11 protein-coding genes and 1 tRNA gene are annotated in these 11,851 nt (G+C 71.4%); 7 read left to right on the forward strand and 5 right to left on the reverse strand.

Going from position 1 to position 11,851, the window contains the following annotated elements:
• Positions 1-19: 19 nt before the first annotated feature.
• A complete protein-coding gene (locus AB0I91_RS21490) occupies positions 20-3,211 on the forward strand; it encodes a penicillin acylase family protein (protein ID WP_499638377.1) in 3,192 nt (1,063 codons plus the stop codon).
• Positions 3,212-3,390: 179 nt separating this feature from the next.
• On the opposite strand, the gene AB0I91_RS21495 is transcribed toward AB0I91_RS21490, so the two are convergent.
• A complete protein-coding gene (locus AB0I91_RS21495) occupies positions 3,391-4,137 on the reverse strand; it encodes an FkbM family methyltransferase (RefSeq protein ID WP_498781260.1) in 747 nt (248 codons plus the stop codon).
• An 18-nt stretch (positions 4,138-4,155) separates the two neighbouring features.
• Complete coding sequence (locus tag AB0I91_RS21500; RefSeq protein WP_498781258.1) at positions 4,156-5,010, reverse strand: hypothetical protein; 855 nt, start codon at positions 5,008-5,010, stop codon at positions 4,156-4,158.
• A gap of 200 nt (positions 5,011-5,210) precedes the next feature.
• On the opposite strand from AB0I91_RS21500, the gene AB0I91_RS21505 reads away from it, so the two are divergent.
• Positions 5,211-5,283, forward strand: a tRNA-Arg gene (locus tag AB0I91_RS21505).
• Between the two features lie 145 nt (positions 5,284-5,428).
• Entirely contained in the window at positions 5,429-5,707 is a 279-nt protein-coding gene (locus AB0I91_RS21510; protein ID WP_499638379.1) for a hypothetical protein, read from the forward strand.
• Positions 5,708-5,870: 163 nt separating this feature from the next.
• On the opposite strand, the gene AB0I91_RS21515 is transcribed toward AB0I91_RS21510, so the two are convergent.
• Positions 5,871-6,611, reverse strand: coding sequence for an AraC family transcriptional regulator (locus tag AB0I91_RS21515; protein WP_499638381.1), 741 nt, complete (start codon positions 6,609-6,611; stop codon positions 5,871-5,873).
• A gap of 54 nt (positions 6,612-6,665) precedes the next feature.
• Here AB0I91_RS21515 and AB0I91_RS21520 point away from each other — a divergent pair, with 54 nt between their 5' ends.
• Positions 6,666-7,853 carry an MFS transporter gene (locus AB0I91_RS21520; RefSeq protein WP_499617158.1) on the forward strand — a complete coding sequence of 396 codons (1,188 nt, stop codon included), beginning with the start codon at positions 6,666-6,668 and terminating at the stop codon, positions 7,851-7,853.
• 7 nt (positions 7,854-7,860) lie between these two features.
• Here AB0I91_RS21520 and AB0I91_RS21525 read toward each other — a convergent pair whose 3' ends face one another.
• Complete coding sequence (locus AB0I91_RS21525; protein WP_499617155.1) at positions 7,861-8,193, reverse strand: helix-turn-helix domain-containing protein; 333 nt, start codon at positions 8,191-8,193, stop codon at positions 7,861-7,863.
• A 164-nt stretch (positions 8,194-8,357) separates the two neighbouring features.
• On the opposite strand from AB0I91_RS21525, the gene AB0I91_RS21530 reads away from it, so the two are divergent.
• Together AB0I91_RS21530 and AB0I91_RS21535 are read left to right on the forward strand one after the other, a co-directional pair.
• Positions 8,358-8,588, forward strand: a complete 231-nt coding sequence (locus AB0I91_RS21530) for a transcriptional regulator (protein WP_498781332.1) — start codon at positions 8,358-8,360, stop codon at positions 8,586-8,588.
• Positions 8,589-8,750: 162 nt separating this feature from the next.
• On the forward strand, positions 8,751-9,602 hold the full coding sequence (locus AB0I91_RS21535) for a tetratricopeptide repeat protein (protein ID WP_499638383.1): 852 nt from the start codon (positions 8,751-8,753) through the stop codon (positions 9,600-9,602).
• A gap of 123 nt (positions 9,603-9,725) precedes the next feature.
• Here AB0I91_RS21535 and AB0I91_RS21540 read toward each other — a convergent pair whose 3' ends face one another.
• Complete coding sequence (locus tag AB0I91_RS21540; RefSeq protein WP_498781237.1) at positions 9,726-10,904, reverse strand: Fic family protein; 1,179 nt, start codon at positions 10,902-10,904, stop codon at positions 9,726-9,728.
• Positions 10,905-11,337: 433 nt separating this feature from the next.
• On the opposite strand from AB0I91_RS21540, the gene AB0I91_RS21545 reads away from it, so the two are divergent.
• On the forward strand, positions 11,338-11,826 hold the full coding sequence (locus AB0I91_RS21545) for a toxin-antitoxin system HicB family antitoxin (protein ID WP_498781236.1): 489 nt from the start codon (positions 11,338-11,340) through the stop codon (positions 11,824-11,826).
• Positions 11,827-11,851 lie beyond the last annotated feature (25 nt).

Raw genomic sequence — 11,851 nt, forward strand, 5'->3', positions numbered from 1 at the left:
CTGGAAGGAGCTTCGCGTCATGCGGAGAGCCGCCCGATCGCTAGCCGTGGTCGCACTCCTCACCGCCGCGGCCGCCACCCCGATCACCACCCCCACCGCCACCGCCACCGAGGTCAGGACCACCGCCTTCACCCCGGACGACCACTGCCTCGGCCAGTGCCACGACCTGCTGCCGCCCGGCCAGAACGGCAACGCCACCCTCGCCGAGATCCTGGCCCACCGCGCGCTCGGCACCCGTCCCGCGCACTCCGCCGACCAACTGGGCCGCTACGACTCCCTCGTCTCCGGCTACGGCGGCCTGACCAACGAGCAGCTGGGCACGTTCTTCAACGACGCCTCCTTCGGCGTCGCGGCCGACCAGGTCGAGAGCACCGTCAAACCGCGCGCCGACGTCACGATCGTCCGCGACAAGGCGCTCGGCATGCCGCATATCTACGGCACGACCCGCTCCGGCACGGAGTTCGGCGCCGGCTACGCCGCCGCGCAGGACCGGCTCTGGCTGATGGACCTGTTCCGCCACCTCGGTCGCGGCCAGCTGTCCGGGTTCGCCGGCGGCGCCGAGGGCAACCGGGCGTTGGAGCAGAGCTTCTACAACCAGATCCCCTACACCGAGGCCGACCTCCAGGCGCAGATCGACCAGGTGGCCGCGCAGGGCCCGCGCGGCGCGCAGGCGTTGCAGGACGTCAAGGACTACATCGCGGGCATCAACGCCTACATCGCCAAGTCCATCGCCAACCGCACGTTCCCGGGTGAGTACGTCCTGACCGGGCACGCCGACGCGATCACCAACTGGAACGACATCAAGCCGTTCCAGCCGACCGACCTGGTCGCGATCGCCGCCGTCGTGGGCGGGCTGTTCGGGGCGGGCGGCGGCGGCGAGGTGCAGAACGCCCTGGTGAAGCTGGCCGCGCAGAACAAGTACGGCGCCACCGTCGGCGACCAGGTGTGGCGGTCGTTCCGCGAGCAGAACGACCCCGAAGCCGTGCTCACCCTGCACGACGGCCGGCGCTTCCCCTACGGCACGACGCCCACCGCACCCCAGGGCGTGGCACTGCCGGACAACGGCGTCGTGACGCCCGAACCGATGGTGCACGACCAGACCACCACCGCGCACTCCACAGTGGACACGCCGCCGGACCTCAAGCCCCTCGAAGGCCTCTTCGCCGACGGCGTCCTCCCGCCCGACCTCCTCACCAAGAAGCACGGCATGTCCAACGCGCTGGCGGTGTCCGGCCGGCACACCGACACCGGCAACCCGATCGCCGTGTGGGGCCCGCAGACCGGCTACTTCGCGCCGCAACTCCTCATGCTGCAGGAACTGCACGGCCCCGGCCTGCGCGCACGCGGAGTGTCGTTCGCAGGCGTGTCGATGTACGTGCAGCTCGGGCGCGGCGTCGACTACTCGTGGAGCGCGACCTCGGCCGGCCAGGACATCACCGACACCTACGCCGTCGAGCTGTGCGAGCCCGGCAACGGCACGCCCACCGCCGCGTCGCTGCACTACCGCTACCACGGCCAGTGCCTGCCGATGGAACGCCTCGAGCGCAAGAACGCGTGGAAGCCGACCGTCGCCGACCCCACGCCCGCCGGTTCGTACACGCTCGTCATGCACCGCACCAAGTACGGCCTCGTGCAGAGCCGCGCCGCGGTCGACGGCAAGTTCGTCGCGTACACCTCGCTGCGCTCCACCTACCTGCACGAGGTCGACTCGATCATCGGCTTCCAGGAGTTCAACGACCCCGACGCGATCAAGTCGGCCGCGGACTTCCAGCGCGCGGCCGAGCACATCGGCTACGCGTTCAACTGGTTCTACGTGGACTCCCGCGACACCGCGTACTTCAACTCCGGCGCGAACCCCGTGCGCAAGGCGACCGTCGACCCGCACCTCCCGGTGAAGGCCGAGGCCGCGTACGAGTGGGAGGGCTGGGACGCCGACCGCAACACGGCCGCGTACACGCCGTTCGCGCAGCACCCGAACTCCGTCAACCAGGACTACTACATCAGCTGGAACAACAAGCAGGCGCTCGACTACTCCGCGTCCGGCTACGGCATGGGCTCGGTGCACCGCGGCGACCTGCTCGACGACCGGGTGCGCGCGCTCATCGCCCGCGGCAAGGTCACCCGGACCTCCCTCACCCAGGCCATGGCCGAAGCGGGAGTCGCCGACCTCCGCGCCGAACAGGTCCTGCCCGACCTCCTCCGCGTGATCGACACGACGCCGATCACCGATCCCGCCCTCGCCGCCGCCGTGACCAAGCTCCGCGACTGGCACCGATCCGGGTCGCTGCGCAAGGAGACCTCGCGCGGCAGCAAGGCCTACGCGCACGCCGACGCCATCCGGTTGCTCGACGCGTGGTGGCCGCGCCTGGTGGAGGCGCAGTTCAAGCCCGGCCTGGGCGACGCGCTCTACGGCCGGCTCACCGGCGCACTCCAGATCGACGAACCACCTTCGGACACGCACGGCGCGGCTCCGCACAAGGGCTCGTCGTTCCAGAACGGCTGGTGGAGCTACGTCGACAAGGACCTGCGCGCCGTGCTCGGCGATCGCGTGGACGGCGCCCTGGGGGCCCGCTACTGCGGCAACGGGAACGTGGCGGCCTGCCGCCAGGTCCTGCTCGACACCCTGAACGCGGCCGCCGCCGTCCCACCGTCCACCGTCTACCCCGGCGACGACTCGTGCGCCGCCGGTGACCAGTGGTGCGCCGACACCATCATCCACCGCGCCATGGGCGGCATCACGCACGACAAGGTGCACTGGCAGAACCGGCCCACCTACCAGCAGGTCGTGCAGTTCCCGTCCCGTCGCGGCACGAACCTGGCGAACCTCGCCGCGGGCGCCGCGGCCACCGCCAGCAGCCACGAGCGCGGCTGGTTCAGCTCACCGCCGTCGCACGTCGTGGACGGCAAGCCGGACACCCGCTGGGCCAGCGACTGGTCCGACCAGCAGTGGGTGCAGGTGGACCTGGGCGCGACGCGCACCGTCGGCCGCGTCGTGCTTTCCTGGGAAGCGGCTTATGCCAAGACATATCGCATAGAACTGTCCACCGACGGCAGCACGTGGCGGACCGCGTACACGACTTCCGCGGGAGATGGTGGCCGGGATCTTGCGTCCTTCGCCCCTGATGCGGCACGATTCGTACGAATGACGGGTATCCAACGGGCCACCGGATACGGATACTCGATTTACGAACTTGAGGTCTACGCCTTGTAGACCGGCCCACAGGAAGACCCCGGTCCACCCCCAGGGACCGGGGTCTTCCGCTGTTCCGGGCCTGACCAGCGCCTACCTACCGCCGCCGCGCCGCCGCGACCAGCACCGCGTCCCGCGCCCCATCCCGCGCTCCGTCACGCACTCCACCCGGCACTCCGACCGCCGCGCCGCCGTCACCGTCACCGTGCGACGAACAGGTAGTTGCGCACGCGATCATCGATCCGGTCGACCTGGCGCCACGTGTCGCGGTGCCAGGCGTGCATCCGGTAGCCGCGTTCGGCGAGCCAGTCCTGCACGTCGCGCGCCCGGTAGCCGAATCGCGCCACGTGCCGTTCCTCGATCTCCAGGAGAAGTTTCGGTCGAAACCTCTCGATGGTCTCCGCTCCGCCTTCCAGCACGCGCAGTTCCGCGCCTTCCACGTCGGCCTTGACGAAGTCCAGCCGGTCGATGGCGTTGGCCGCGCGGAACCGGTCCAACGTGTCCGTGCGGACCAGCACCTCGAGGTGCTCGGCGAACTCGGCGTTGGAACCGAGGCCGTCCGCGCCGGCGGTGAGGAACGAGCGGCCGGTGACCGGTGTGCCGTGCCGGACCGGGACGCTCATGACCTGGCGGCCCTCGCTCACTCCCAGCGCGACGGAGTGCCGGACGATGTTGCGGCCCTCGCGCGGGCGCAGCAGGTAGGACAGCGCGGGGTGCGCGAACACCAGCGGCTCGATGCTGTGGACTGTCCCGTGTGGACCGACGAGGCGGGACAGCGAGACGGTGTAGAGGCCGAGCGCGGCGCCGACGTCGACGCACACGTCTCCGGGCCGCACCACCTCGCGCAGGCCGATCAACTCGGGTTCGACGAACGGCGTGAGCCGGGCGAGGACGCGCAACGCGCCAGCCACGGCCGCGCCGCGCACCTCGGTCAGGTTGTGGGTCACGAGGACCAGATTAGGGAATCACGTCAGGGGCTTGGCGCCGTTCTGGTTCTGCTGGAGCTGGGCGGGCAGGCCGACCTGCTCGGCGAACTCCGCGGCGACCGTCGAGCCGCCGTAGATGCCGAGCGCTTTGGCCAGGTGGAGGCGGACGTCGGCGCGGTGCCCGTCGTCCAGGCGGGGCAGGGCGCTCTCGAAGGAGGTGACGAGCGTGTCGGCCCAGTGCCGGTCGCGGCGCTGCGAGGCGATGCCGACCAGTTCGGCCAGGTGCCTGCTCAGCACCACCGCCTGCTCGACCTCGTAGCCGTTGCGGACGAGCCACCAGATGGTCGCGGTGGACAGGTCGGTCAGCACCTCGTCGCGCAGGTACTTGATCTCGGCGCGTTCGGCGTCCCGTTCGGCCTGGCGCATCGTGGTGGTCTGGAGCAGCTCGATGTGCTTGCGCGCCATCGCCAGGTCGTGCTCGTCCACGGTCAGCTCGACCGCGTCCGCGCGGGCCCACACGTGCGTGCCCTCGACCTGCCGTTCGGCCGCCAGTTCCGCGCCGAGCTGGTGCTGGAGCGGGGCGTGGTGGACGAGCATCGCCCGTTCGGTGAGGGCCTTGGCCCGGTGGATGACGTCGTTGACGGCGGCGCTGCGCGGTGCGTTGTGCCGTGCGCCCGTCGTCAGGTCCACGCGCCAGTGGATCGTCATCTTGGCGTGGAAGTCGAGCCCGTAGACCGCGCTGGGCAGCGGCGACTCGAACGGGTGTTGGTGGGAGGTCGAGGCCGGGACGAAGGTGTACTGCTCGGCGTTGGGGCGGGCGCGGAGCCGCCGCCACCACGCGCCGACGGAGCCCAGGGGGCCGGGACGGAAGTCAGGCCAGGGTCGGCTGCTCATGGGATGGCTTTCGTCGGAGGGGGATATGGCCCCTTCTGTACCTCACTGGACCGATGCGGAACAGGTGCGGTCGCCCACATCCCCCGGACAGCCGACCCGGTGAGGCCCACCCCCTAACCCAAGGTGCACGTTCCTAGGCCCACCGAGTGACAACCCCACCACCGGAAGCCGGATCCCCGACCGGGTACGCTCACCACCGCGCCCTCGTAGCTCAGGGGATAGAGCATCGGTTTCCTAAACCGTGTGTCGCAGGTTCGAATCCTGCCGGGGGCACTCACCTTTCGCCGGGTGAATCAGGCCCTGAGCTGCGGCAACGCGCTCGGGGCTTGATCTTTTTTTCCGGCAGTAGCCGTCAGTCGGGGCCCGGCCCTTGGCGAACCCGGTTGGCTGCGGTCGTCGGGGTGGACACACTGAGCCGGTGAGAGATGACCCGCGCAGGTACGCGAACGGCGACGACATGAGATGGGCGCTGGTCGGCTACTCGGACCGGACGGAGGAGGCGGTCGGCGAGCACGCCGTCACGCGGGAGCAGCTGATCCGGCTCCGGCCGTTCTTCGACGTGGCGGGCGATCTCTGGTTCGCCGACTCCTACCCGGTCTCGGCGGACGTCTGGCCCCGTGTCCAAGCCTTGCTCCGGTGCGGACCGCCGGCCCCTGGAGTGAGCTACTTCGTCGAGGGATTCGCGACCGACCGTTGAACGCCGGCAGGCACCCGAGCGGAAGGTCCCCGGTCAAGGCGACCGAGGACCTTCGCGGGCTTGGTACGGGCGCGAACGGCGGGAAGTCCCGGTGGCCGTCGTCCGGTCGCCCGTCGTTGCAGCACCGGGATTGCAGCCGAGACCAGGGTAGCGGGGGCGGGCGTCAGCGGTTGTGGGTTCCCGGGGTGTGGCCGAAGGCGCGGCGGAAGACGTCGATGAACGCGCTGGTGGACGACCAGCCGCAGCGGTGGGCCACGGTGGTGACCGGGGTGCTCTCGGCCAGCAGGACGAGGGCGTGGTAGAGCCGCAGCTGGGTGCGCCACTGCGGGAACGTCATGCCCAGGTCCGCTTTGAAGAGACGGGTCAGCGTGCGGTCACTGGCGCCGACGACCGCTCCGAGGGCCGCCAACGTGCGGTTGTCCGCGGGGTCGGCCTGCAGGATCGCGCACAGCGCCGCCAGTCGGGGATCGGTCGGCACGGGCAGGTGGACCGGTTGCTGCGGCGCGACCCGGAGCCGGTCCAGCAGCACGGCGCGCAACCGTTGCCGCTCGGGCGAGTCGTCGTGCGGTGAGCCGGTGTAGGCGAGGATCAGCTCGCGCAGCAACGGGTCGACGGACAGCACGCCCGGCTCCACCAGCCCCAGCGGGTTGTCCGTCGCGGGCAGACCCACGAGGTGCAGTTCAAGTTCACCGTGCGCCTGGTGGGCGTGCACGGTCCCGGCCGGCACCCAGACGGCGCGGTTGGCCGGCGCGACCCAGGAACCCCGGTCGGTCGTGATGGCCAGGACTCCCCTGGCGGCGTAGACGAGCTGGTGGTCGTCGTGCCGGTGCGCGTCGATCCCCGCGCCGGGGGCCAGGGTCCGCGCCTGGGTCGGCGCCCTGGGGTTGTGGCGGATTTCCGTCATCGAACGGCAGGTTATCGGAAGCGCGACACCTCCCTCGGTCACGAGCATGGCGTGGTGTCGCGCAGAAGATCGATCACCCTGCTCTCGGTCGGCCACGCGTGCGTCGACGTCTACCAAGGCGCGGTCGCCTCGCTCGTGCCGTTCTTCGTCGCCGAACGCGCCTACGGCTACGCGGCGGTCTCGGGCATCGTGCTCGCGGCGTCCCTGCTGTCCTCGGTGGCACAACCGCTCTTCGGCGCGCTGACCGACCGGTGGGCCCTGCCGTGGCTGCTGCCCGTGAGCACCGTGCTCGCCGGGCTCGGCATCGCGCTCAGCGGCCTCAGCGGTTCCTACGCGCTGACGCTGGCGTTCGTGGCGGTGGCCGGGATCGGCGTCGCCGCCTACCACCCCGAGGCCGCCCGCACCGCGCGAGCCGTCAGCGGCGGCAGCCACACCGCGATGGGCTGGTTCCTCCTCGGCGGCAACCTCGGGCTCGCCGCCGCACCCGTCCTGGTCGCCGCGGTCGTGGCCGTCGGCGGGCTGCGGTGGTCCCCGCTGCTCATCGTCCCGGCCCTCGCCGGCAGCGTGCTGTGCCTGCCCGTCCTGCGCGCGCTCGCCGACCCCGTCCGCACCACCCCGACCGCGGCAAGCCACCGCGCCGGCGACGACAAGGCCTCGTTCCTGAAGCTGTCCCTGGCCGTGGTCTGCCGGTCCGTCGTGTTCGTCGGCCTCAGCGCGTTCATCGCGCTGCACGCCCAGCAACGGACCACCGGCGGCACGGCGGCAGGCACCGCCGCGCTGGTCCTGCTCTACCTCGGCGGGGCCGCGGGCACCGTCGTGGGCAGCAGGCTCGCCAACCGCTGGGACCGGATCACCATCGTGCGGTGGTCGTACCTGATCACGGTCGGCGCCGTCGCGGGTGTCGTGCTCGTCCCCGGCCCGGCCCTCTACCCCTGTGTCGCCCTGGCCTCCGCGGGCCTCTACGTCCCGTTCTCCCTGCAGATCACGCTCGCCCAGGACTACCTGCCCAGCCGCGTCGGCACGGCGAGCGGCGTCACCCTCGGCCTGACCGTCAGCATCGGCGGCATCACCAGCCCCCTCATCGGCACGCTCGCCGACCACACCTCCCTGCGGACGGCGCTCACCCCGTTGATCGTCCTGCCCGCCCTCGGCTGGCTCGTGATCCGCACGCTGCGCGAACCCACCGCCCTGGACGCCGCGACCGGCCCGGAGGTCTTTCCGGACCGGTCGTCGGCGGGCTGACCGAGGGTCAGGACCGGTTCTTGAGCCGGCGGCTCAGCTCGGCCACCAGCTGCTGATCCGTCAGCGCGCCCGGATCGGGGCTGGACACGCCCTTCAGGTCCGCCTCCTCCGCGGTGATCAGCTTCGCGGCCACCATGACTTCCAGCGGGCTCATGCCGAACGCCTTGGCCACCACGCGGGCGGTGTCGAGGTTCGGGCGCTCGCCCTTGCGCCACGCCGTCAGCCTGCTCCGGTCGAAGCCGGTCTTGTCGGTCAGTTCTCCGGTGCTCATCCCGCGGTCGTCCATCTGCTTCTGGACGAAGTCCGACCAGGACGAGTCCGCACTCTCGGCTTTGGTCACTCCGACATGGTACGTGCGCGCACGCAACGTTGGTTGGGCACTCCCCCCAGGCGGCCGCTGACCTGCACGTTGTTCACGCACAACATTAGTTGCGCATACAAAACGAAGTGCCTAGCGTTGTGGCCTCACAACATGCGTTGGGCGTGCACAACACGAGGCAGGCCATGCCGTACACGATCAAGCTCCGCACCGATGTCTTCACGAAAGCCGCACGGCTCGCCGGGTTCCGCTCGGACTACGCGCTGGCCAAGGCGATGGACGTCAACCGCTCCACCGTCGCGCGCGTCCTCGGCGGCGACCTCCAGCCCGGGGCGGCGTTCATCGGCGGCGCGTTGACGGCACTCGCGCCGATGCAGTTCGACGACCTCTTCGAGATCGCCCCCGGCCAGCGGTGATGACGGTGCGTGGTGCGCGCGGGTGACCCGGTCCGCCGACAGTCGGCCACTTCCAGCGGTGTGCGGTCTCACCCGTCTGGTTGACACTCGTGATCAAGTGACGTCGCGGGGCGATGAGACCAGGGGTCGGTTCGGCACGGGAACGCGGAAGGACGGCACGAGGTGAGCGACGAGCCACGGCACGAGGTCGCGCGGTTGCGCCGGGAACTGCGGACCACCGGGCACGACTGGTTCGACGCGCACCGGGACGAGCTGCCGGCGACGCTGCGCGCCGCGCTGGCCGAGCCGGAGGCCGCCGTCGCGCTGTTCGCCGACGTGTGGCCCGCGCTGCCCGCCGACGTGGACGAGGCGTGGTCGCGCGACCTGCTCGACGTCGGCGCCGAGCTCGCCGCCGCGCTGCCCACGTCCCTCTTGCTGGCCACCGGCTTCCGCCGGGCCGCGGCGCACTTACGCGGGCGGGGAGCGCTCCGCCTCGCCGCCGTCGCCGGCATGCGCGAACTGGCGGTCCACCGCCTCCGCGACGACGACCCGGACGCCGCCGCGGGCGCGTTGCACGACCTGGCCGCCACCTACCGCGCCGAGGGCCGGATGCACAAGGTCATCGGGTGCGCCGACGAGGCGCTCGAGTTCTACCTGCTGCACGACGACCGGCCCGGCGCCGCGCGGGCGCTGGCCCACCTCGGCGAGTTGATGATCGAGGTCGGCCGGCCCGACTCCGCGATCAAGTACCTGTCCCGGGCGGACAAGATCCTCGAAGACCTGCCCGACCCCGTCGAACGCGCGCGCACCCTGACCGCGCTCGGCCGGGCGCTGTGGCTCTCCGGCGACCGCGCCGTCGCCCACCGGCGGTTCAACCGGGCGCTCGCGCTGCTCATCGGCGTCGACGACGACGCGGCGCAGCGCGTGCGCGACCTGGTGGCCGGACTGGAGTCAGTCGCGGAACCAGTGCAGCAGGGCGACGCCGACCTGGATCAGCAGGCCGACCACGAGGCGGACCCGCGGCAGGCCCCGTGAGCGGTGGCGTCGGCGGCGGCAGTGCTGCCGGCGGCAGCCGGTGCGGCGGCATCGGGGGGACGGTTCGTCGGGGAGTGCGCTCATCGTCGTCGTCGCGTCTCTTTCCGGGTCGTCGGACGGTGGTCAGGCGGTGGTGTCGGGGTGGTCGGCCAGCAGGCGCAGCACGTCGCGGCACAGGAACACCCGGCGGTAGGGCAGGAACTCCCACGGGACGAGCACGCCCAGCTCGACCAGGCGGGCGGTGAGGTCGGTGGCGGCCTTCGCGGAGACGCCGTAGCGCGTGCGCAGCGACCGGTTGTCGACCACGGGGAAGCCGATCAGCTCCGCCGCCACCAGGGGCAGCTTCCCCTTGCGCGGCAACCGGGCGGCGTACTCGGCGGCCAACTCCTCCAGGTGACCGATCAGCCGCAGCTGCGCCAGCGCCTGGTCGCGGACGGCGGTCGCGAAGAACTCGACCCAGCGGTCCACCCGGCCGGTGTCGACCACCGCGCGGAGCTGCCGCTGGTACTCGGCCAACGCGGTGTCCAGCCACACCGACAGCGGCAGCACCTGGTCGCGCACCAGCCCGCACCGCACCATCTCCAACGTCGAGAACGTGCGCGCGACGTGCCCGTTGGCCGTGGGGAACGGTTGCAGCACCTCCAGCTGGTAGTGCGCGAGCGCGACCTTGGCGATCCGCGGCTGCTCGTCCTCCTCGCGCACCCACGTCGACCACTGCTCCAGCAGCGCCACGAGGTGCGCGCCGGTCGCGGTCAGCAGGTAGGCCCGCGCGTCGCTGACGCCCAACCGGCCGGGCGCGTCGCGCAGCACGTCCGTCAGGCGGCGGCCGGGCGTGCCGCCGGTCATGATCGCGGCGACCTCGCCGACCACCTCGGCGTCGACCGCCGCGCCGTCGCGGACCCGCGCCAGGCCGTGGTCGTACGCCCGCAGGAACGGCGCCACCAGCTGGGACGGCGCGGCGCTGTCGGTCGGCGGCGCCCCGTCCTGCGACGCCAGCAGGTCCGCCGCGAACGTCTCGCGCAGACCGACGGCGACACCGGACAGCCCGGCCGAGCTGTTCGCGTCGCGGACCTGCGTCGCCCGGACGAGCGCGGGCCGGACGTTCGGCCGGCCCGCCGCCTCGTCCAGCCGGCCGAGCGCGTGCTCGGCCTCGGCGCACCGGCGGTAGGTCGACACCGGCAGCTGCAGGTCCGAGGGCAGCGGCGGTGGCAGGTAGGCGCCTTCGCGCCGGAGTGCTTCGGGGATGCCGGGCAGGTGGGGCACCGGCGACCACTGCCCGTCAGGCAGAGGGCGGAAATTCATGGGCGGAAGACTTCCACGACGGCCGACGCCTTGGCAAGGCATTCTTCAACCGATGTGAAGTCAGCAAGCCCTTCACTACACATCCATCCGGATAGCTCGATTAGGCCATTCGAGTCAACACTGTGGTCGACGTCCGCAAAATTACGGATCACCACCCACGATCGGGACATATGACCAGCTCAGGACCCATGCTAGCGCCATTCGATCACGACCGTCGGTGATTCCCGCACGCTCGGCCGGGAGCAGCGTTATTCCACCCGACGCGACCAAGCCGGAAAACGATCACGGCATCGTGTCACGTTCCGAAATGGACCACTGGTCTCCCTGAACCGCAATTTCATCCAATCGGGTGGCGACGAGCCCGGAGCCACCACGCACCGCCGTGGCACCAGCCGGACTTGCATTGGCACCACAGTGGTGCCATAGTGGTGCCATGGACTTGACGCCGTACGTCGACAACCTCCGCCGGGAGCTCGCCACCGCCGCCGAGGCGGGCGGCGCGGAGGCACGGGCACTGGCCGAACGACTCGTGGCCCCGCTGGAGTCAGCGGTGCGGTTGACGCTGCTGGAAGCCCTTTCCACGGCCGTGGACGAGATCACACGCGACCTCGCGCCGGGATCGGTCGACGTGCGGCTGCGTGGCCGTGACCCCGAGTTCGTCGTCTCGGTGCCGGATGATGCCACGCCGAGCCAAGGTGATGCCACGGAGCTGCCACCGGTGGTCTCCGAGGAGGGTGCGGTCGCGCGGATCAACCTGCGGCTGCCGGAGCACCTGAAGCTCCGGGTCGAGGAGGCCGCGAGCCGCGAGGGCGTCTCCGTCAACGCCTGGCTGGTGCGGGCCGCCGCGGCCGGGCTCGGGCACGGCGGTCGACCGGCGGGCCGCTCCGCCTCGCGCCAGAGCTACACCGGCTGGGTCCGCTAGCCACACCGGCACCAGCCAACCGCCA

This window comes from Actinosynnema sp. NPDC049800, from assembly GCF_040656635.1.
GTDB lineage: Bacteria > Actinomycetota > Actinomycetes > Mycobacteriales > Pseudonocardiaceae > Actinosynnema.

What these genes read in the sequence shown, in the direction of transcription:
- AB0I91_RS21490 (WP_499638377.1), top strand. Translation starts at nt 20, where the DNA reads ATGCGGAGAGCCGCCCGATCGCTAGCCGTGGTCGCACTCCTCACCGCC.
- AB0I91_RS21500 (WP_498781258.1), bottom strand. Translation starts at nt 5,010, where the DNA reads ATGAGCAGCCGACCCTGGCCTGACTTCCGTCCCGGCCCCCTGGGCTCC.
- AB0I91_RS21515 (WP_499638381.1), bottom strand. Translation starts at nt 6,611, where the DNA reads ATGACGGAAATCCGCCACAACCCCAGGGCGCCGACCCAGGCGCGGACC.
- AB0I91_RS21530 (WP_498781332.1), top strand. Translation starts at nt 8,358, where the DNA reads ATGCCGTACACGATCAAGCTCCGCACCGATGTCTTCACGAAAGCCGCA.
- AB0I91_RS21540 (WP_498781237.1), bottom strand. Translation starts at nt 10,904, where the DNA reads ATGAATTTCCGCCCTCTGCCTGACGGGCAGTGGTCGCCGGTGCCCCAC.
- AB0I91_RS21545 (WP_498781236.1), top strand. Translation starts at nt 11,338, where the DNA reads ATGGACTTGACGCCGTACGTCGACAACCTCCGCCGGGAGCTCGCCACC.